Below are 20,159 nucleotides of genomic sequence, written 5' to 3' on the forward strand. Positions count from 1 at the left end.
AGCGGCGCCTGTGGATAACTTCCCCGCTATAAATAAAGGGAAGAGTTGAAGAACAAACCTTCGCAACACGATGCCCGAGGTGCCAAGAATCAACATTTGAACGATCGTGCTTTTATGTTCGGATTTGCTGATGGACGATTGTGATCGCGGCCGGCTACGAGTTTGGAACTTCGCGATGCGTGGGTTGAGGTCTGCCTAACGCTTTGCGCTGAAATCATGACTGTTGAGTCGAACGGGCTGGCCGGGCCGCGCCCGCATTTTTCTTTCAGCGACTGCGACAATTCGATTTCGACCATCAGCGAACGTCCTGAGCATACGACTGGCATCCGCGCCCACTGGTAGCCAGAAATGCACTTCAAGTGCCTCGCGCGTAATCGCACACTCGGCGTCGCCAATCCGGCCGGACAACCGGAACGCAATTGCGCTTCCGTCTGACGACACGCCTGCGGCGAAATCAACAACGTCCATCACACACCTCGTGGATTCATTTGCGAACTTTTGCTGTTCCTCGCCTCTAAATTTACCAGAGCGCGGATGGTCACAGACTGCGGCTGCCAATACAGACTGCGGATTTGGCCGCGCGCACGCGGACGGCAGGCCATCGCCCCGGCCCTCTGCAGACCGGGTTTGACGTTTGTGGGTTACGGTTTCGTGCAAGACGGTTAGTTGCATTGATGGAATTGAGAAAGACGTGGAACGGTGAGCTCTTCCGGGAGGCACTCACTGGTTGATGTTCGTTTGCATGACTCAAGGAACTGGCGAATAAGGACGGAAAGACACGTTCGCGGTGTGGCAGAATTCTCCCCACCGTGCGGCAGCCGCAGCACGCCCGCCCCGGCCGGCAGCCGACAGTGAACTGAGGGATGACCGAACCGACCGTCGACACACCGATCCGCGATGCCATTTTCGAGCACGAGATGTTCGGAGCAGGAAACACCAACTCCGGGTATCTGCTTGAAGGTATCCGCCACGTGGAAGCGACCTGGGTCTTCAGCCCCGCGGAGCTTGCGGACGAACTGAGCTGCATGGCGGAGGAAGGTCTCGTGCTGCGACGAGACGGTTTCGGCGGCGATATTCGCGAGTACTGGGAGGCGACCCGCGCTGGGCAGATAGCCCGGGAGTTGCGCTGGCAGCAATGCAAACGGCGCCATCCGGCACTGGTGTCGCGAACCGCCCCTGTGGAGGACCTCGTCATCGCAGTTATCGCGAGCGGTGGGGACGACTGCGACACGCTGGCCAGTGGCGGTCTCGTCGCGGGGGCCTTGGGGATTTACCTGTCCCGCTTAGGTGAGACGGTTTGCAGCACCACACTCGATGCCCTGGTCGTGCGGGGCCTGGTTCGCCGCGATGACGAGGATCTACTCGGCTGGCCATTCCGGTTGATGCTCACAGCGGACGGGCGGCGCCTGTATGCGCACGACGTGGTCCCGCGGCTGGGCCTGCAGCCTCCGGCGACTATCCTCGCGCCAATCGAACCCCAGCGGCTGCCGTTCGACAATCTCGGCCTCGACCCGACGCTCGCCGACAATTTGCGATATCGATGGGAGGAGGCCGGGCGATGTGCCGGAGCTCGTGCGTGGCTCGCCGCCACCGCATTGTATGCGTCGATTCTTGAGGTGGTTTTACCGGACTGGTTGGGACGGGACATTGAGCGAGCCAACGCGGCACGTGCGGCGCCGCAGGACAGGCAGCAGCGGGTGCTGCCGCTGGCGGACTGGTCACTTGCTGCGCTGATCAAGGTCACTACCGAACTCGGGTACATTGATGAAAGTCTCGGGCGCCATGCGCAAGCATTGCGCGAGTCGCGCAATCTGATTCATCCAGACCGCCAGATCCGCGAGCGCAGCACACCCGACGGCGACCTCGCTGCGATCTCCCATCGCGTCGCGCGAGCCGTGCTCGATGCGCTTGCCCGTGCAACGCCGGCACGCGGCGCTCCACTCAGCACAAAAGACTTCCCATGACGGAATAGGCAATCATCCGGCTCTCCATCGAGCGTCTTCGATACAGCGCAAGCTAACGTGAACATGCTACGTGCCCCCACCTCGATCAGTGGCGGCGATTACGCTGCGCTGTTCGGAGCGAGTCCTCGGCGATGCGAAAACCGGATATTACAACGTAGCCTCTACAAGTCGAAAATTCGCTCACTTTAATTATGTCAAATTCAGACGAGCTATCCTTTCGGGACCATCCCGCTCCGCGTAGCAAAACAGGACCTGCGCTATGCGCTCGTTTCGTCGACTTGGATATCCCGCTGCGCGTCCTATACTGAAAGGGAGCCGCGCGGAAGCCGGCCCCTGAAGCAGAAGCGGACGAGAAATCGTTCATTGGGGCGCGGTAGCGGGGCCACGGAAACGCCTGTGTGAAAAGCGCAGGCGTTTTCTTTTGCGGCCCCGATGACGACCACAGACTCGCCGTTTTTCGCTTTACACGGAAAGCATGTTTGCTAACGATATGAGCTCCCGTAGTTCGTCATATGTACGCTCTTTCCGCGATCCGTACGAACGCCTACGGCTCGGCGCGGCTTCGCCGATCGACAAACTTGTGCAGAGCGAGTGCCCAGCCAATTAACTCCCTGTCCGTTCCGGGCTTCCCGACCAGTTGCACACCGAGCGGCAGGCCATCCTCGCTCAACGCGGTGGGCAAATGAATGCACGGCCAGCCCAGCAGGGACCACGCTTTATTGAAGGCCGCGGTTCCAGTCGATTCAAGCCCTCTGGGAGCCGGACCCAAAGCGCTCGACGTCAGGACGACGTCCGCATCGCCGAAGTGATCCGTCCAACGCAAACGCTGCGTGTGTTGCCACGCCTTCATCTCGCGATAAGTCTGCGCCGGCATCGCCAGTCCCTGGTCGATAGCCTCACGCAACGGCCGGCTCAATTGCGCTGCGTGCTCCGAGGCCACCGGCAAGAGGCTGCGCGCCAGTTCGTAACGCATGATCACCGAATGCGCTTCGAGAAATCTGGTTGGGTCGGTTAATTCAGGGACCGGTTCGATCGTCGACAGATCGCGAAGCGCAATCCTCGCATCTTCGAGAGCAGCCTGTGCAGCCTGTTCCAGTACATGGCCGGGATTGCCGGGCAAAAATCCGATCTTTACGGTCCGCATATGTTCAGTTGAGTACAACGGAGATGGTGCATCGGGGAGCATGACTTCCGCGACCCGCGCCACGTCACCCACATCGGCGCAGTACCAGCCGATCACATCCAGCGACTCGCACATTATTTTCGTACCGTCGCGGCCGAGCGCCCCGAAACTCGGTTTGAAGCCAACGACACCGCAAAACGCCGCCGGCCGGATCATCGATCCGCCAGTTTGCGTGCCCAATGCCATTGGCACCATGCCTGCGGCTACGGCAGCGGCCGAACCGCTCGATGAACCTCCCGGCGTATGCTGGCGGTTTGCCGGATTGCGTGTGGGTCCCGGCGTCATATAAGCGAATTCGGCCGTCACCGTCTTGCCGACCGGTACCGCCCCGGCTCGCCGTAACAAGGCGACGCAGGATGCATCGAATTGGGACGGCGAGGTGTTGCAGGCCTCGGAACCGCATCGGGTCGGCATGCCGGCCACGTCGATGATGTCCTTCACGCCGAATGGAACACCCGCCAGCGGACCGGACGCGGTCCGCGCGGACTCGCCAATGAGGTCGCCCGCAGACGCGAGGTGCGACCATGCGTACAACTCTGGTTCCCGCCGTGCAATGACCGTAAGCGCATGGCGCACTGCATCGAGTGAATCGTCGACCCCGGTTTGCACCCGCCGGGAAATCTCGACGACGGAATAGGAATCTGCTGCTGTTTTCATTCCGGGATCGCCAATAGTTGGCCGTGTTGCACTTTCTTCAACTCCGCCCTGCCACGCTGAAAGGATGTTCCTGCAACCAGTGATTCGCGATATCGATGCGGCGACACATCCACACATCCTCCCGGCGCGCGAGGCTATCGAGCAAACGCTCGAGTCCCGCGGCACGGCCAGGATGGCCGATCAAACGCATGTGCAGCCCGATAGACATCATCTTCGGCGCATGAGCGCCTTCGCGACACAGCATCTCGACCGCGTCGTTGACGAACGTGTGAAAGTCGTCCCCGGTTGCCATCGCGCCGCGCGCGAATTTGACGTCGTTATTTGTCAGGCTATACGGAATCACCAGATGCGGCTGCTGTTGCACCGTCGTCCAGTACGGGAGCTCGTCGTTATACGCGTCGGAATCGTAGATGAATCCGCCATGCTCAACCAGCAACCTGCGAGTATGAACGGTCGGCGCATAACGGCAATACCAACCCGCTGGGGGCCGTCCCGTGGTGCGAGTAATAGACTCGAAGGCACGCCTGATTTCCTGGGCTTCCTGCTCTTCAGTGAGATTTTGCGCCCTCACCCAGCGCCGACCGTGACTGCAAACATCAATGTCGCCATCGCGGATCACCTGCGCGAATTCCTGATTGCGCTCCAGCGCCTGCGCGCAGGCGAACGCGGTGGCGGGCAAACTGCGCTCCTCAAGCAGGCGCAGCACGCGCCAGATACCCACCCGGCTGCCATACTCGAACATCGACTCGGCAGCGAGATCGCGGCCTTCGAAACCGCCCGCCCCTCCTTCGGCCAGGCCACTTTCAGAGTCACCGTCGCCATCAGGGAAGGAGGCTTCCGCGCCTTCCTCATAGTTGATGACTATATTGACTGCGAGTCGGGCGTCGTTGGGCCACCGGGGGTTGGGCGGCCGGCGTCCATAGCCCGTGAAGTTCCGTTCGAGGTGATCGTATTTGCCGTCCATTGCGTGCTCCTGCTCTAAAGCGCGACCATAACAGGCTCGGCCAGCCTCGTTACGACGGTGTCATCGCTGCGGCCGCTGTCTGCCATGATCACCGCTACCTCATTGACGTCGTCGAGCGACGTAAACGCGAAGTGCCAGACCGAGCGTCGATAGCACACTCCCTGGCCGCCGTCACTGGTAAAAGCGGAGAGCGTGGCGAGGTCGGGAAGGCCGTCTTCGCCGGGTAGTGCAACCGCGATCAGGTATGGAACCTCGCGCATCGGAATGAAGGTCTGATGCGAGTGCGGATGGCACTCCATCGTATCGATTGTGATTGACCGAGTGCGGCTAGGCTGCAAGCGGTTAATCCACAAACGTGGCGTAGTACCAGCGTCGAGTCCGGCAAACGGCATTGAAAAATCGCGCCGTCGCTGTTCAGTCTTGTTCTCGAGAACTTCGCCATATGGCTCGAACACGTTCGCGCTTAATGGCTTTACATTGATGTACGGTGCTGCGCCTGCCGTCGTCATATCAAACTGCCTTCCCTAAAGCACGTCGCGATGTAGTGAACATCGGTGTGCGACTGAAGAGTACCGTTAGCACGGTTCCCAAGATTAAAAAACCCGCGAAAATCGACGCCGGTAGAGCGAATCCACCACTGACCTGACGACTCCACCCCAGCAGACTGGGCGCGATCACACCAGACAGGTTAGCCAATGAATTAATGACACCAATTGCCACGGCTGCCGCTGTACCGGTCATCAATTCGGAAGGCAGTGTCCATAGCAGCGCGTTGGAAGCATAGACGCCCATCGCCGCCAAGCAGAGAGCGATCATGGCGGCCCAGTGTACGGGCAACAGGAACGCGAGAGCAATGAAACCGAGCGCACCGAACAGCGTCGCCGTGGCCAGATGCGCGACGCGTTCGCGATGGAGATCGGAATGGCGCGCCCATGACACCATTGCAATCACGCCCGAAAGATACGGTACGGCGCTCAGAAAACCAACTGCCGTATTGCTATAGCCAAAACTCTTGATGATCTGCGGCAGGAAGAACGCGATGCCGGTCGTGCCAAATACGATGCAAAACAGCGTGCCGGCAAGCAGCAGGACAGCGCGGTTCGCGAACGCCGCTGACAACGGATAGCGCGCCTCCGACTCGAGCGCGCGACGCTCGCTCTCGAGCATGCGTTCCAACCTGTCCTTGTCGTCAGGGCTCAGCCACGTCACGTCCGCAGGGTGATCGGCCAGCCACCATAGACAACCGATGCCGAGTACTACCGCGGGGATGGCTTCCAGTAGAAACATCCATTGCCAGCCGCGCAGGCCAGACACGCCGTTCATGCCATCGAGGATCAGCCCGGAAATCGGACCACCGATCAGGCCCGACAGTGGGATTGCAACGATGAAAATGCCTGTGACCCGTCCCCGGTAACTCGCGGTGAACCATCGGCTCAGGTAAACCACAATGCCCGGAAAGAAACCTGCTTCTGCCATGCCAAGCAGGAAGCGCAGTACATAGAAGCTTTTCTCGCCCGATACGAACATCATGGCGCCGGAGACCAGCCCCCAGGTCACCAGGATGCGTGCGATCCATCTTCTTGGGCCGACCTTCGAGAGTACGAAGTTGCTTGGCACCTCGAACAGAAAATAGCTGACGAAAAACGCACTCGCCCCGATTCCGTAAGCAACGCTCGACAGCCCGACGTCCGCGTTCATCTGCAGCGACGCGAAGGCGATATTGACCCGGTCGACGAACGCGACGAAGTAAAGCAGCATCAGGAAAGGCAGGATTCTCCATGCCACCTTTGTCATGACGGCTTGTTCGACACCTGAAACGTTGGCGCTTGCGACTGTATTCATGGGGGTGTCTCGTTCTGAGGGGTTGTGCCGTCACGGCGCGCATCCGGTCTTCCGTATGCGGGAACTGACATTATCGAAAGCGGCCTTACAATAATCAACTATTGAAAATTATTCACCCCGTATAAGAAAAGGTTATCGTGAACACGAGACTGCTGGGTATCTTCAGGACCGTCATGACGTCGCAGACCACGGTCGGTGCTAGCCGCGTGCTCGGGATCTCGCAGCCGGCTGTCAGCACTGCGCTCGGCCAACTTGAGTCAGAACTTGGCTTCCCACTCTTCAATCGCGTCGGGAACCGGCTGGTCCCGCGCGAGGAAGCCAAGCTGCTGTTCAGCGCGTCGGAAGCCATGTTCATGTATTCCGAGGCGCTCGACCAGACCGTCGAGGACATCAAGGAGAACCGCCTCGGACATGTGCGCGTGAGCGCCACGCCGCAGCTCGGTCACTCGATACTTCCGCAGGCAATTCAGCGTTTCATGATCGGCAAACCTGACGTGAAGGTGTTTTGCGACGTCGTCGATTCATTCAAGGTGATCGAAAGCGTCGAAGCGCTGGCGGCCGATTTCGGCCTGGCCATGGCGCTCGAACCCGAGCTTGACCAGTCGCTGAAGATGGTGAAGATCGCGTCTATCGAGATGGTTTGCGTCGTGCCTCATGGACATCCGCTTGCACGGCGCAAGCGTGTCAGGCCGGCCGATCTCGAGCCGTATCCGCTGATCGGTCTGTCGAGTCTGGCGCGCGTCAGCACGCTGATTGCCGCGGCATTCCGCGACGCCGGTGTGCCGTACAGGGTGGCTGTCGAGACACGCTATTCGGAAACCGCGTGCAGGCTGGTAGGCGCCGGCGCCGGTGTCGCGGTGGTCGACGCACTGTCGGCCATCGCACATACCGGTCAGCAGCAGATTGTCGCTTTGCCGTTTCGGCCGAAGAGCACGATCGACGCCTGGGCGATTTCCTCGAAAGACCGCCCGCTGACGCGACTCGCGGAAGCGTTGCTGGTTGAAACACATGATGCGATGAAGGCTCTTCGCCCATAGAGCCCGTTAAACCGGTTGCGTCGCAGTAAGAGATGGACGGTAGAATTCCGGCGATGCGAAGTCGCCGATGAGAGAATCGATGAAGACGCTGAACCCGGCGTTCGCCAAGGTAGCCAACCGGTCTCACAATACATTTTGTTATCCGTATCAATCTCACATAAAAGAAATTATCAACATCATTGGTGTAGTAGCTTTATAGATGGAATGGTCGCCTCCCGCCTTAGCGGTCGTTCAGACGCCGCAGCAAGCCTGGCGACGGCGTCGAGCCCGAGTATCGTTTCCGTTGCGACATCCCGTTAAGGAGAAAGCTGATGGAACCCACGACCATTGCCATTGACCTGGCCAAGAGCGTCTTCCAGGTGCATTTCGTTGAACCTGATACCGGCGCGATTCACAGCAAGGTGCTGAAACGTGCCCAGCTCAAGCCGTTCTTCGCCAAACGTGCCCGATGCCGGATTGTCATGGAAGCCTGCGGGAGCGCCCATCATTGGGCCCGGCAGCTGTCTACGCTCGGTCACGATGTCCGGCTGATCGCAGCGCAATTCGTCCGTCCGTTCGTCAAATCGAACAAGAATGATGCCGCAGACGCTGCAGCGATCTGGGAGGCCGCCCAGCGACCCGGCATGCGGTTCGTCGCCGTCAAGACGGAAGATCAGCAGGCGATGCTCGCACTGCACCGGATGCGCCAGCAACTGGTCCGATTCCGCGTGATGCAGGTCAACCAGTTGCGCGGGCTGCTATATGAGTTTGGCGTAATCCTGCCGCAAGGTCGGCGCGCGGCGGTTGACGCCGCCAAAACATCACTTGCATCCATGGCCGACCAATTGCCAGCGATGCTGACAGACAGTCTGCAAGACCAGCTATCGCGGCTGTTGGCACTCGACGAGCAGATCCTGCGAATCGAGCAACGCATTACCGAATGGCGTCGGGGTGACGAAGCATGCCGTCGCATCTCCGAGATTCCCGGTGTGGGTCTGTTGACTGCGACGCCTGCAGTTGCTGTCATAGGCAACGCACACGCATTCAGGTCAGGGCGCGAATTCGCCGCCTACCTCGGGCTGGTACCCCGACAAAACAGCTCAGGTGGCAAAGTGAGGCTGGGTGGCATCAGCAAACGCGGCGACGTCTAGTTGCGCACCCTGCTCATTCACGGCGCCCGATCGGTTATATCGAGTTCCAAGCGTTTGCCGGAGCATCTGAGAGGCATGCTTGCACGACGGCCGACGAACGTGGTCGCCGTTGCCCTGGCAAACAAGGCGGCTCGAACTATCTGGGCGTTGCTGGCATACGGTCGAACGTATGAGAGTCCGATGTCGGCACCAGCCTGATACAGCATCGCAGTCCGATACAACCCCACTCCAGGCTGCATAGGTGATATTGAGCGATGGCAAGACAGGTTGGACCGCGCAAGGACAAACCTGAGACATTTCTCGGACCTCGAGTCCGCTGTTTAGATTAGGATCCTTGCGGCGAAATCCATCGGGGCCGGCGGGCATGTCCCGTGATTCAAGTCCGGATATAAGTCCGCAACCACCCTCCTCGCCGCATGCAGTATCTCCTTGCAAATGGGAGGCGACCATATAAGAAATGTCGTGTTTGGACCTCGGTATGCTTGCCGGTTCCTCGTGGGACTGCGGAGCCGGCGATGCATGCAGCTGCACTGGTGACATTGAACATGCGCGAACTCGACCGTCTGAAGGTCATCCAGGCCATTGTTGACATGGGACTCAAGCCGGTTCGCTCGGCCGAACGTCTGGGCTTGACCGTGCGTCAGGTTGAGCGCCTGGTGATCCGCTATCAGGAATCCGGTGCGGTGGGACTGAGTTCGCGCAAGCGTGGCCGGCAAGGTAACCGGCGTCTGGACGAGAGTCTGACCCAGCGGGCTCCGGCGATCATCCGCGAACGCTACGGCGACTTTCGGCCGACGCTGGCCGCTTGATCCTTACCGCGACAAAGCCCTTCTAACGCATTTCCGCGTATCCGTTGTTCAACACCACGACGTCGCGCTCCGTTACGCGCGAGCGGAAGTGGGCAGCATTGCCGCTACGCCATACTTCGGTGCGAATCGTCTCTCCCGGGAACACTGGCGCAGTAAAGCGTGCCCGGAACAACGCAAGGCGAGTCGGATCACCGTCGCAAGTTGTTCTGATCACTGAATGTGCTGCGACTCCCCACGTTGCAAGACCATGCAGAATCGGGCGCTCGAATCCGGCGTTTCGCGCCACTTCGGGATCGACGTGCAGCGGATTGTCGTCGCCTGAGAGGCGATAGATGTGCGCCATTTCAGGGCGCGTTGGCAAGTCAAACACCGCGTCCGGCGCCCGTTCTGGAACGGGCGGTGGTGACGTGGGCGCCTCGTCGCTGGGTGCGCCTGACAAGCTATAGCCACCGTCGCCACGACAGAAATTGAGCTGTTCAATCGTCGCCAGCAGCTCGCCAGTCGTCTTGTCCGTGACCCGGCGCTCAATCAGGACGAGTGCGCCTTTGTCGGCGCCCTTGTCCACAATGCGCGCGACTCTGGAGCGCCCGATGATGGTCGCAGAGGGCGGTAGCGGCTTGTGAATATAGAGCGTCTGTTCGCCATGAAGCATCCTGACCCAATCGATTCCACTCCGCGGATCTCTGGCCCAGACTCCCGGATATCCGAGCACGACCGCAAAGGTTGGCGTGACGCGCAAATCTTTTTCGTAGACGAACGGTAGCTCGTTGGGATCGAGCGGATCCCAACCGTAGCCGACACCGAGCTGGTAGAGCATCACGTCGCGCGCCGTGTAATGCTGCTCGATGTCCTCAAACGGCCAGTTTTTCAATGTGTCGTAGTTGATCGTCATTGTCAGTCTCTTGCGTCATGAGGTCAGCCTCAGCCACCGCCTCTGATCGAGTCGGCCGCGGGCATGCGGTTTCCGAAGAAGTCTTCGTGTTGGCGATCCCAACCGTCAGGGACGCTCGAAAATCGCTGCGATGCCCTGTCCACCGCCGATGCACATCGTCTCCAGGCCATACCGGCCCTTGCGTCGCTGCAGTTCATAGAGCAGCGTAGCGAGCATGCGCACGCCCGTTGCGCCGATCGGATGACCGAGCGAGATCCCCGAGCCGTTCACGTTCAACCGAGAGTGGTCGTCCCAACCCCAGCCCTTGAGCACCGCAAGCACCTGGCACGCGAACGCCTCGTTCACCTCGACGAGATCGAGCTGATCGAACGTGAGGCCTGTCTTGCGCAGCAGTTTCTGCGCGGCAGGCACGGGGCCAATGCCCATCGTCGCGGGTTCACAACCGGCAGCCGCCCAACCCGTCAGATACGCGAGCGGCTCGAGGTCCAGTTCCGCAAGCTTGTCCTCGGCGACAATCAGGCACGCTGCCGCCGCGTCGTTTTGCTGGCTGGCGTTGCCCGCCGTCACGGTGCCGTTCTTCATCAGCGCGCGCAGCTTGCCGAGCGATTCGGGGCTGGCGTCCACGCGCACGCCTTCGTCACGCGTGAACAGCACCGGGTCGCCCTTGCGCTGCGGCACGCTGACGGGCACGACTTCATCGTCGAAACGGCCCGACGCCCAGGCATCAGCGGCGCGCTGGTGGCTTCGAACTGCGAATTCATCAGCCTGCTCGCGTGTGATGCCATATTCGCGCGCGAGATTCTCGGCCGTCTCGATCATGCCGGAGATATAGCCGAACCTTGCCTCCGGCTGCGAGCGCTCGCGGCCTCGTTCGAGCCGGTCGTGCAGCTTGACCGACCCCGAGCGCGAGCCCCAGCGCATGTCCGTGGTGTAGTACTCGATGTTGCTCATGCTCTCGACACCGCCCGCCACGACAACATCGGCGGCGCCGCTTTGTACCATCATCGCTGCCGTCACGACGGCCTGAAGCCCGCCACCACAGCGGCGATCGAGCTGCATGCCTGGCACCTCGACAGGCAGGCCCGCTTCCAATGCTACCCAGCGCCCGATGCAGGGCGTCTCGCTGTTCGCGTACGACTGCGCGAATACGACGTCCTCGATGCGTGCGGGATCAATCTGGCTGCGTTCAAGCGTCGCCTTGATGACCGTGGCCGCCAGTGCCTCGACAGGCACCGAACGCAGGCTGCCGCCAAAGGTGCCGACGGGCGTTCGCACGGGTGCAACGATTGCTGCTCGTCTCATGTTGAATTCCTTTTGATATCCAGTCGGTGTCAGAAGCGCAGCCCCCCGCGTGCCGCTTCTTCCTCAAGCGCCGCGCGCGACTCGGGCGCCGCGATATCCAGCATCCTGCGCACACGCTGACGCAATGTCAGACCGCGCAGATCGGCATAGCCATGCTCGGTGACGATCAAGCCGGCATCGGCGCGCGGCGTGCTCGCCGGTCCCGAGAGCTTGGCGACGATCCGGCTCGAGCCGCGCGCGCTAGCGGACAACGCGACGAGTGGCACGCCGCCATGCGAGCGCGCTGCTCCGCGCATAAAATCGATCGCGCCGCCTACCGCGCCGATGTAGCGCCCCGCTACCATTTCGGCGTTGACCTGTCCGGTCAGATCGACCTCGATCGCGGCGTTGACCGCGACGAAGCGGTCGATGCGGCCCAGCACATTGATGTCGTGCGTGTACGCCGTCGGGCGGAACTGCACTGCGCGATTGCGATGTGCGAATGAGTAGACGCGCCGCGAGCCCATCATCGTTCCGGCGATCGTAATTCCGGTGTCCTCGCGCTTTCGTGCATTGGTCACGACGCCGCGCTCGCACAGGTCGACCACCGCGTCGCCGATCGTGCCGCTGTGGATGCCGAGGTCGCGGCGGTCCGTCAGTTGTGCGAGGATTGCTTCGGGCAACGCACCGATGCCGCATTGAAGCGTCGCGCCATCTTCGACAAGCGATGCCGCATGCCGCGCAATGCGGACCTCGGTGTCGCCGACGCTCGAACGTGAGCGCTCGAGCGGCGCGCGATGCGTCGGCACGAGCACGTCGAAATCGCCGGCCTCCAGTACGGGTAAGCCATACGTACAAGGCGCCGCCGCATTGACTTCCGCTATAACGACACGTGCGCTCCGCACGAGAGGCACCAGATACTCATACGCGACCGACAGGCTGTAACCACCGTCCTCGGCGGGCGCGACCTGCAGCAACAACACATCAACCCGGTTCGGACCTTCGGCGAGAGCCCGTGCGAACTGCGAGTAGTGGATCGGCAACACGTCGAGCACGCCCGCGTCAGCGAGAGATCGGTTCGCACCGGACCCGCAATATGAAACGAAGTCGATCACATCAGCATGCTCAGGCGAGAACGTGTCGGACCAGAGCGCGCCGACCATTGCCGTGAATCTGCCACCCACGGTATGACGTTGAGCAGCGAGCGCCTCCGTCAGCGTGCACGGCTCACCGCCGCACTGGCCCCACGCGACGACATCGCCGGGTTGCACGTGGCCGGCGATCTCGAACGCCGATGCATCGACCGTCAGTGCAGCGCGCCCGCTCACACTGGATCCCAGCTGAAAACATCCGCCGATACGTCAAGCGAATGAAAGCTCGAACGCAATGCCGGCATTGCATGCTCGGCAATAGTTTCCGGCGTCCAGCCTTCGCTGCGATGCACCGAACGCACAGGACGAGGCTGGCTCATCACGAAGATCTCGTTGTTGCGCACCGCGAATATCTGGCCGTTGACGTCTTTTGCAGCATCACTGCCGAGATAGACCGCGAGCGGCGCGATCTTCGCGGGCGTCATCTGCTTGATCTTCTCGACGCGCGCCTCCTGCTCCGGCGTGTCGACCTTGATTGAGCTGATCATGCGGCTCCACGCGAACGGCGCGATGCAATTCGAACGTACGCCGTACTTCTGCAAATCGAGCGCGATCGATTTCGACAGACCGGCAATACCCAGTTTCGCTGAGCTGTAGTTGGCCTGCGCGAGATTGCCGATGAGGCCGGAGGTCGACGTCATATGCACGAACGCGCCGCTGCCTTGCTCCCTGAAATGATCGACGGCTGCACGCGACACGTAGTACGTACCATACAGATGCACCTTCAGCACTGCGTCCCACTCTTCTTCGGACATCTTGTGAAAGAAGCGGTCGCGCAGAATGCCCGCGTTGTTCACCACGCAATCGATACGGCCGAACGTATCGAGCGCATGCTGGACGATGCGTGCAGCGCCCGCTGGATCCGCGACACTATCCGTGTTCGCCACTGCTTCACCGCCGAATGCCGCGATTTCCATCACCACCTGCTGCGCGGGGCCGCTACTCTGTCCATCTCCCGCTAGCGAGGCACCGACGTCGTTAATCACGACTTTCGCGCCCTCTCGCGCCATCAGCAACGCGATGTCGCGCCCGATGCCGCCGCCCGAGCCCGTCACGACCACGACCTTACCGTTCATCATCCTTTGTTCCATCACCATTGCCACTCCGTATCATTCGAATCTGCGATTGCACGCGTCACGCCGCGTGCGTGTTGGACGTCGTCCCTCATCGACCACGTGAGCGCCGGATACCACGCAAACTTCGCGACCCGCGACGCCGGGCAGCCGAAATGCGCCGCAAAGGCGTCGTTCATCCGCGTTGCCGATGTAAAACCAAACCGGCCTGCGAGCGCCGCCAGGTTGTTGCGCGCCCGAGGCTGTGCGAGCAACGCGAGCAACGCACGCATCAGTCGCTGCTCGCGCACGATCGCCGTCAACGCATGGTTTTCGCGGAACAGTTGCGCTTTCAGGTTTTGCGCGTTCAACTCCATCCGCTGTGCCGCAAGTGCCACTGACCAGTCTGAAGCGGGCTCGCGAAAGACGGCGAGCGCAACGCGTGCGGCTAACGCCTCGTCGGCGACAGGACTTTTCTCATCGTGAAGCAGCAGATGAAGCTCGTATCCAACACGCGGATCAATCGCCGTCGTGCCGTCGTAGTGCACCGTGCGATACGGCTCGACAGACACGCTCCTGCCCTGCTCCAGCGTTCCCTCACGACGCCCGGACGCGAACCGGTGTCGCCCCCTGCGAGCGATCATCTGCATCCCGAAAGGCAACCGCAGGTTCCGGATGCGAAGTACACACGCGTCGCCAGCTACGAAGTTGCGTTCGCGGCACAACACATCGCCGTCCGTTATGGTCCAGGTGTCGGCAAGAGTTATCATCTGAACGCTTGTTGCATCTCGCTGCCCTCGTCAGCCGCAAGTCCAAAAACGTCTGAGCGCTGCCCTGCTGGATAGCTGTTGAAGACCGATTCAGCTTCCTTTGGATGAACCTGGCAGCCTGAACGCACGATAGGATCACGAGTACGTCCGACGATATTCAGGGCGCCGTCCGGTCCGAGTCGCGCAAGGTCACCGCTAATGAACCACCCGTCCGGACGGAGCACTTCTGCCGTCATTTTTGGAGCACCGTAATAGCCGCGCATCACTCCCGGCCCACGCACCCACAATTGCCCCACAACTCCCGGCGACACAGCCGCGCCGTCAGGTCCTGTGATGCGTATTTCGGCATCTGTGACGACCTCCCCGCACGCCTCATCAGCTCGCGGTCGCTTCATTCCAGTCATCGCCACAAACCCAGAATATTCAGTGATGCCGTAACCCTGATGCAGGGGCAGACCAAATCGCTCTTCCACATTTCGCTTGAGGATCACGTTAAGTGGACCGCCAATCACACACAAATAGCGCAGCCGTTTCGAAACGTACGAAGCATCATGGTCGTGTGAAAAAGCGACCAGCTGCTCGAACATCCTGGGCGCCCCCTGAACGATGGTGATTGCCTCGCATCGCAGAGCGGCACAGACTTCCGCCGCCTTGAAGCGTGTAGGCAGATAAATGCTCGCGCCCGCGTGGAATGTCGCAAGGACTGACGTCGCCAGGCCGAAAATGTTCGACATGTGCATGACTGTGTACACGCAATCATCACGACCCATATTGGACGCGTCTGCGGATACCCGCGCCGAATGCATCAATCCGCGATGCGTAACCATCGCGCATTTGGGGTGCGCTGTGGCGCCGGACGTATAAACCAGCGCCGCAACATCGCGCGCAATCGCTTCAGGTTCAGGAGCACTAACATCGTCGACCAACACCGCCATCAGTAATCCCAGCCCGGCGGGCGAAACTTCCATGGCACGATTCCGGATACCGTGTCGGAGCGCGTCCGGAGAAGCCGCATGCGTGAACAGCATCAGGCGCGGCCTACTAATCGCCCTTATCACTTCGACTTCCTGACCCGACAACTTCGCACTAACGACTACGGGCCACGCGCCGATTTCGGTTAGTGCAAACAGCAGCGTAACCACAGCGAGACAGTTCTCCGCAACGATCAGCACCCGCTCTCCAGACTTGACTCCCTGCGAACGGAGGTACGTCTGCGCCGCCTCCACGTTCGACCAAAGGGCAGCAAAAGTAACGACGCGGTCGTTTTCGTAGACGGCAACCTTGTGAGGCGTCGCTCGTGCCCAGTGGGCGACCACGTCACTGATCCGCGTTGCCGAAGAATGATCAAATGGCATTTCATCCAACCATGTGGTAGACGCGACCCGGGCGACTGACGGAATCCCGCCGCGATGTATGACAGTGTGCTAGATACGGTTGGCAACGGCTATTCGTATTCCGGGAAGCCGGAATTCGGATTTCACGAACCCCAAAACGTTTGGCGAGCGGATGCCGACAGCGGACGGGAATGCTTCGTTATCGCCACGATCCCGCGTATGTGACCGGGCCCTGTTGGACGAACAGGCAAGCAGCGGCACTGCAGCAATAGCGCGGGAGGTGCCCTGAAGGGCGGCATCAGACCACCGCATGTCCGCGCTTCGTCGTATCGACCACCTCGACGCATCTCGCCTTTCAGCGCTCACCCACCAACCGCGTCCGAGCGTCAGCTGCCGATACCCATCAGCTACTCGCCGTCGCCCGTGACGACGATCATAGGCATTCCTCCGCGGTCGACACCACGTCCTCGATATCCGAATCGTCAATCGGTGACATCGCGCGCGGCATCTTTGCGCGGCGCCTCCACGCAGGATCGTGCTCGCGCTGCCCGATAACCGGCGCATACCCGCGGCTGTGCGCTGCGTCGTGGATCTGCTCGTCAGCCAGATCACAGACGCCGTACGCGCCGGCACATGCTATCCGTCTCGTCTGCGAGCAGAAGAGACGGATAGCACTCGACGAGCAGTCCACAAGAGAAGAAATCCCCATTCGCAATAGGATCGCCCTATGACTGGCACATGAAACTGGTATTTCCGCGGCGCGCGGCGTCCACTTATAGTCTCCTGACCAAAAATCAATTCCCTGATCACCCAGCGACGGAGACAAGCATGACCGACCAGCTCGCAGCATCCGAAGCGCATATGGAACAACCCACCGGAAGCGTTGCCGATATCGCCGTATCGACGTCGGCTGCAGCGCTCAGCGCCACGCTGGATCATGACACCCCGCCTCGCGACGGCGATCCACTTCCGCTTCTCTGGCACTGGATTTTCTTCAGGCCGACCGCTGCGCAATCGCTGATTGTCGAAGACGGTCATCCGCAGAAAGGCGGCTTTCTGCCCGATCTCGGCCTGCCGCGCCGAATGTGGGCGGGGGGGCGTCTGCGCTTCCGCGCGCCGCTGATCGTCGGCGAGCCCATCACACGCGAGTCGCGCATCCGGAATGTAAGCGAGAAACATGGCCGAAGCGGTAAGCTCGGCTTCGTTACGGTGGACCATCGGATCCGCTGCGCGGACACGCTCGCCGTCGAAGAAGAACAGGACATCGTGTACCGCGAGCCGGCCACGCCCGGCACGCCTGCGCCGCCGCAAATGGTAGCGCCCATCGATGAACAGTGGCACAAGGAAATCCGTCCCACCGAAACGCTGTTGTTCCGCTATTCCGCGCTGACGTTCAATACGCACCGCATTCACTACGACAAGACATACGCGACGGGGACGGAAGGCTATCCGAATCTGGTTGTGCATGGCCCGCTGATCGCCACGCTGCTGATGGACTTGTTGCGCACGCAATGTCCCGACGCCGCCGTGCTCGACTTCTCGTTCAAGGCGCTGCGTCCAAGCTTTCTCGGCAATCCGCTCCATCTATGCGGGCGAACATCGGTAGACGGCAAAACGGCCGAACTCTGGTCGAAGGACCATGAAGGATGGCTCGCCATGAGCGCGCACGCGACGCTCGCCTGAACGGACATGCAAAAGAATTGACCGGCAACGACGAAGACACACCATGATGAATACCACAACCGACGCCTGGCAGGACATCCGCGAAGCCGTTCGCGACCTCTGTCAGCAGTTTCCCGCCGAATATTTTCGCAAGATCGATGAAGCGCGCGGCTATCCGGAAGCCTTCGTTGACGCGCTTACGAAGGCGGGCTGGCTCGCCGCGCTGATCCCGCAGGAATACGGCGGCTCCGGACTCGGCCTGACGGAAGCGTCCGTTATCATGGAAGAGATCAACCGCTCGGGCGGCAACTCCGGCGCGTGTCATGGCCAGATGTACAACATGGGCACGCTGCTGCGCCACGGCTCTGCGGAACAGAAGAAGAGATATCTGCCGAAAATCGCGTCGGGCGAATTACGTCTGCAGTCGATGGGCGTCACGGAGCCGACCACGGGCACGGATACGACAAAAATCAAGACCACAGCCGAACGCAGAGGTGAGCGTTATGTCGTGAACGGCCAGAAAGTGTGGATCTCGCGTGTACAGCATTCCGATCTGATGATCCTGCTCGCCCGCACCACGCCACTTGCCGACGTGAAGAAGAAAAGCGAAGGCATGTCGATCTTCATGGTCGATCTGCACGAAGCGATCGGTCACGGCATGACTGTGCAGCCCATTCCGAACATGGTTAATCACGAGACCAACGAACTGTTCTTCGACAACTTGGAAATTCCGGCGGAGAACCTGATCGGCGAAGAAGGCATGGGCTTCAAATACATCCTCGACGGTCTGAACGCCGAGCGCACGCTGATCGCGGCCGAATGTATTGGCGACGGATACTGGTTTATCGACAAGGTGTCGCAGTACGTGAAAGACCGCGTGGTGTTCGGTCGTCCGATCGGCCAGAACCAGGGCGTGCAGTTCCCGATCGCCCGCGCCTACATCAACGTCGAAGCGGCCAACCTGATGCGCTTCGACGCCGCGCGCCGCTTTGACGCGCACGAACCGTGTGGCGCGCAAGCCAACATGGCGAAGCTGCTGGCCGCCGATGCTTCGTGGGAAGCCGCTAATGCGTGCCTTCAGTTTCATGGCGGGTTCGGCTTCGCGGCCGAATACGATGTCGAGCGCAAGTTCCGCGAGACGCGCCTGTATCAGGTCGCGCCCATCTCAACGAACCTGATTCTGTCGTACGTCGCCGAGCACATCCTCGATCTGCCGCGCTCCTTCTGAAATTGAGCCGATCATGCGTCCGCTTCAAGGCATCAAGGTCGTCACGTTCGAACACGCAATCGCGGCGCCGTTCTGCACGCGGCAACTCGCCGATCTCGGCGCGCGTGTCATCAAGGTCGAACGTCCGGGCACAGGCGACTTCGCGCGCAACTACGATGAGCGCGTGTCGGGTCTCGCTTCGCATTTCGTGTGGACGAACCGCTCGAAGGAAAGCATCACGCTCGATGTCAAGCAGCCACGGGCGCTCGACGTCGTGCACAAGCTGCTCGCCAACGCCGACGTGTTCGTGCAGAACCTTGCGCCGGGTGCCACGCAACGCCTCGGACTCGACTACGCGACGCTGAGCGAAAAGTATCCGCGTTTGATCGTCTGCGACATTTCGGGCTACGGGCTCGATGGCCCGTTTCGCGTCAAAAAGGCGTATGACCTGCTGATCCAGAGCGAATCGGGCTTTCTGAGCATCACGGGTTCAAAGGGCGAGCCGGCAAAGGCGGGCTGTTCGATCGCCGACATCGCGGCGGGCATGTATGGCTATACCAACATCCTCGCTGCGCTACTGGAGCGCGCGCAGACAGGGCGCGGCAAGCATATCGACGTGTCGATGCTCGAAAGCATGGTCGAGTGGATGGGCTATCCGCTCTATTACTCGATCGACGGACAAACGCCGCCGCGCCAGGCAGGCGCGTCGCACGCGACAATTTTTCCCTACGGTCCGTTCATCGCCGGCGACGGCAAGACGGTTCTGCTGGGCCTGCAGAACGAACGCGAGTGGAAAAGCTTCTGCGAAACGGTGATTGGCCGGCCCGAACTGCACACAGACGAACGGTTCTGCTCGAACAGCCGCCGCGTCGAGCATCGTGAGAAACTCATGCGGATCATCGTCGACGTGTTTTCGAAGTTGACGGCCGCGCAGGTCATCGGAAGGCTGGAACAGGCGGGCATCGGCAACGCGCGCATGAACGAGATGCACGAGGTATGGGGCCACGAACAGCTCAAGGCCAGAGAACGCTGGACCCGCGTCACGACACCGGCCGGTGACATTCCTGCGCTCTATCCGCCCGGCATGACGGCCGCCGACGATCCGCGCATGGACGCCGTCCCCGCGCTGGGCCAACACACGGAAGCGATACTGCTCGAACTCGGCTTCAGTCCTTCAGCCGTGGAAGGCTTGCGCGCCGCCAGTGCAATCTGAGCGAACCGCTG

The 20,159-nt window shown here is 60.8% G+C and carries 17 protein-coding genes and 1 pseudogene; 7 read left to right on the forward strand and 11 right to left on the reverse strand.

Annotated elements, in window-relative coordinates:
* Positions 1–195: 195 nt before the first annotated feature.
* Positions 196–672 (reverse strand): DUF1488 family protein, encoded by a 477-nt coding sequence (locus tag P3T25_RS26485; protein ID WP_429359512.1) that lies wholly within the window; start codon positions 670–672, stop codon positions 196–198.
* Positions 673–863: 191 nt separating this feature from the next.
* Here P3T25_RS26485 and P3T25_RS26490 point away from each other — a divergent pair, with 191 nt between their 5' ends.
* Positions 864–1,964, forward strand: a complete 1,101-nt coding sequence (locus tag P3T25_RS26490) for a hypothetical protein (protein WP_429359514.1) — start codon at positions 864–866, stop codon at positions 1,962–1,964.
* Positions 1,965–2,508: 544 nt separating this feature from the next.
* On the opposite strand, the gene P3T25_RS26495 is transcribed toward P3T25_RS26490, so the two are convergent.
* Genes P3T25_RS26495 through P3T25_RS26510 form a run of 4 tightly spaced genes read right to left on the reverse strand, consistent with a single transcriptional unit; the run spans position 2,509 to position 6,610 of the window.
* Complete coding sequence (locus tag P3T25_RS26495; protein ID WP_429359516.1) at positions 2,509–3,804, reverse strand: amidase; 1,296 nt, start codon at positions 3,802–3,804, stop codon at positions 2,509–2,511.
* A gap of 37 nt (positions 3,805–3,841) precedes the next feature.
* On the reverse strand, positions 3,842–4,768 hold the full coding sequence (locus P3T25_RS26500) for a polysaccharide deacetylase family protein (protein ID WP_429359518.1): 927 nt from the start codon (positions 4,766–4,768) through the stop codon (positions 3,842–3,844).
* Between the two features lie 14 nt (positions 4,769–4,782).
* Positions 4,783–5,277 (reverse strand): ureidoglycolate lyase, encoded by a 495-nt coding sequence (locus P3T25_RS26505; protein ID WP_429359520.1) that lies wholly within the window; start codon positions 5,275–5,277, stop codon positions 4,783–4,785.
* Position 5,278: 1 nt separating this feature from the next.
* The gene (locus P3T25_RS26510; RefSeq protein ID WP_429359522.1) at positions 5,279–6,610 is read right to left on the reverse strand and encodes an MFS transporter; all 1,332 of its coding nucleotides are present in this window, start codon (positions 6,608–6,610) and stop codon (positions 5,279–5,281) included.
* Between the two features lie 137 nt (positions 6,611–6,747).
* Between P3T25_RS26510 and P3T25_RS26515 the strand changes: the two genes are divergently transcribed.
* The 3 genes and pseudogenes from P3T25_RS26515 to P3T25_RS26525 all read left to right on the forward strand — a co-directional run bounded on the left by P3T25_RS26515 (position 6,748) and on the right by P3T25_RS26525 (position 9,586).
* Positions 6,748–7,647 (forward strand): LysR family transcriptional regulator, encoded by a 900-nt coding sequence (locus tag P3T25_RS26515; RefSeq protein ID WP_429359524.1) that lies wholly within the window; start codon positions 6,748–6,750, stop codon positions 7,645–7,647.
* A 311-nt stretch (positions 7,648–7,958) separates the two neighbouring features.
* Positions 7,959–8,975 (forward strand): annotated as a pseudogene (locus P3T25_RS26520) (IS110 family transposase).
* 317 nt (positions 8,976–9,292) lie between these two features.
* On the forward strand, positions 9,293–9,586 hold the full coding sequence (locus P3T25_RS26525; protein ID WP_429359526.1) for a helix-turn-helix domain-containing protein: 294 nt from the start codon (positions 9,293–9,295) through the stop codon (positions 9,584–9,586).
* A 22-nt stretch (positions 9,587–9,608) separates the two neighbouring features.
* Here the strand turns inward: P3T25_RS26525 and P3T25_RS26530 are convergent, their stop codons facing one another.
* The 6 genes from P3T25_RS26530 to P3T25_RS26555 all read right to left on the reverse strand — a co-directional run bounded on the left by P3T25_RS26530 (position 9,609) and on the right by P3T25_RS26555 (position 16,087).
* Positions 9,609–10,478: a MaoC/PaaZ C-terminal domain-containing protein gene (locus P3T25_RS26530; protein ID WP_429359528.1), complete on the reverse strand. Its 870-nt coding sequence runs from the start codon at positions 10,476–10,478 to the stop codon at positions 9,609–9,611.
* Positions 10,479–10,583: 105 nt separating this feature from the next.
* The gene (locus P3T25_RS26535) at positions 10,584–11,780 is read right to left on the reverse strand and encodes an acetyl-CoA C-acetyltransferase (RefSeq protein ID WP_429359530.1); all 1,197 of its coding nucleotides are present in this window, start codon (positions 11,778–11,780) and stop codon (positions 10,584–10,586) included.
* 29 nt (positions 11,781–11,809) lie between these two features.
* Positions 11,810–13,087: an acetyl-CoA hydrolase/transferase family protein gene (locus P3T25_RS26540; protein ID WP_429359532.1), complete on the reverse strand. Its 1,278-nt coding sequence runs from the start codon at positions 13,085–13,087 to the stop codon at positions 11,810–11,812.
* The gene (locus P3T25_RS26545; protein WP_429359534.1) at positions 13,084–13,989 is read right to left on the reverse strand and encodes an SDR family NAD(P)-dependent oxidoreductase; all 906 of its coding nucleotides are present in this window, start codon (positions 13,987–13,989) and stop codon (positions 13,084–13,086) included. The genes P3T25_RS26540 and P3T25_RS26545 overlap by 4 nt, the downstream gene beginning before the upstream one ends.
* Before the next feature lie 11 nt (positions 13,990–14,000).
* Positions 14,001–14,732, reverse strand: coding sequence for a hypothetical protein (locus tag P3T25_RS26550; RefSeq protein WP_429359536.1), 732 nt, complete (start codon positions 14,730–14,732; stop codon positions 14,001–14,003).
* The gene (locus P3T25_RS26555) at positions 14,729–16,087 is read right to left on the reverse strand and encodes a class I adenylate-forming enzyme family protein (protein ID WP_429359538.1); all 1,359 of its coding nucleotides are present in this window, start codon (positions 16,085–16,087) and stop codon (positions 14,729–14,731) included. Before P3T25_RS26555 ends, P3T25_RS26550 begins: the two co-directional genes overlap by 4 nt.
* Positions 16,088–16,894: 807 nt before the next feature.
* On the opposite strand from P3T25_RS26555, the gene P3T25_RS26560 reads away from it, so the two are divergent.
* The 3 genes from P3T25_RS26560 to P3T25_RS26570 are packed head-to-tail and all read left to right on the forward strand — an operon-like array spanning position 16,895 to position 20,148.
* Positions 16,895–17,749, forward strand: a complete 855-nt coding sequence (locus P3T25_RS26560) for an FAS1-like dehydratase domain-containing protein (protein WP_429359540.1) — start codon at positions 16,895–16,897, stop codon at positions 17,747–17,749.
* A gap of 43 nt (positions 17,750–17,792) precedes the next feature.
* Positions 17,793–18,956, forward strand: a complete 1,164-nt coding sequence (locus P3T25_RS26565) for an acyl-CoA dehydrogenase family protein (RefSeq protein ID WP_429359542.1) — start codon at positions 17,793–17,795, stop codon at positions 18,954–18,956.
* Positions 18,957–18,969: 13 nt separating this feature from the next.
* Positions 18,970–20,148: a CaiB/BaiF CoA transferase family protein gene (locus tag P3T25_RS26570; RefSeq protein ID WP_429359544.1), complete on the forward strand. Its 1,179-nt coding sequence runs from the start codon at positions 18,970–18,972 to the stop codon at positions 20,146–20,148.
* The last annotated feature ends 11 nt before the right edge of the window (positions 20,149–20,159 follow it).

The organism is Paraburkholderia sp. GAS32 (genome assembly GCF_050434225.1).
GTDB classification, from domain to species: Bacteria; Pseudomonadota; Gammaproteobacteria; order Burkholderiales; family Burkholderiaceae; genus Paraburkholderia; species Paraburkholderia madseniana.

Bases quoted from the DNA above. Each gene is read 5' to 3' on its own strand.
- P3T25_RS26485 (WP_429359512.1), bottom strand. From the start codon at position 672: ATGCAACTAACCGTCTTGCACGAAACCGTAACCCACAAACGTCAAACC.
- P3T25_RS26490 (WP_429359514.1), top strand. From the start codon at position 864: ATGACCGAACCGACCGTCGACACACCGATCCGCGATGCCATTTTCGAG.
- P3T25_RS26495 (WP_429359516.1), bottom strand. From the start codon at position 3,804: ATGAAAACAGCAGCAGATTCCTATTCCGTCGTCGAGATTTCCCGGCGG.
- P3T25_RS26500 (WP_429359518.1), bottom strand. From the start codon at position 4,768: ATGGACGGCAAATACGATCACCTCGAACGGAACTTCACGGGCTATGGA.
- P3T25_RS26505 (WP_429359520.1), bottom strand. From the start codon at position 5,277: ATGACGACGGCAGGCGCAGCACCGTACATCAATGTAAAGCCATTAAGC.
- P3T25_RS26510 (WP_429359522.1), bottom strand. From the start codon at position 6,610: ATGAATACAGTCGCAAGCGCCAACGTTTCAGGTGTCGAACAAGCCGTC.
- P3T25_RS26525 (WP_429359526.1), top strand. From the start codon at position 9,293: ATGCATGCAGCTGCACTGGTGACATTGAACATGCGCGAACTCGACCGT.
- P3T25_RS26530 (WP_429359528.1), bottom strand. From the start codon at position 10,478: ATGACGATCAACTACGACACATTGAAAAACTGGCCGTTTGAGGACATC.
- P3T25_RS26535 (WP_429359530.1), bottom strand. From the start codon at position 11,780: ATGAGACGAGCAGCAATCGTTGCACCCGTGCGAACGCCCGTCGGCACC.
- P3T25_RS26545 (WP_429359534.1), bottom strand. From the start codon at position 13,989: ATGATGAACGGTAAGGTCGTGGTCGTGACGGGCTCGGGCGGCGGCATC.
- P3T25_RS26550 (WP_429359536.1), bottom strand. From the start codon at position 14,732: ATGATAACTCTTGCCGACACCTGGACCATAACGGACGGCGATGTGTTG.
- P3T25_RS26555 (WP_429359538.1), bottom strand. From the start codon at position 16,087: ATGCCATTTGATCATTCTTCGGCAACGCGGATCAGTGACGTGGTCGCC.
- P3T25_RS26560 (WP_429359540.1), top strand. From the start codon at position 16,895: ATGACCGACCAGCTCGCAGCATCCGAAGCGCATATGGAACAACCCACC.
- P3T25_RS26565 (WP_429359542.1), top strand. From the start codon at position 17,793: ATGATGAATACCACAACCGACGCCTGGCAGGACATCCGCGAAGCCGTT.
- P3T25_RS26570 (WP_429359544.1), top strand. From the start codon at position 18,970: ATGCGTCCGCTTCAAGGCATCAAGGTCGTCACGTTCGAACACGCAATC.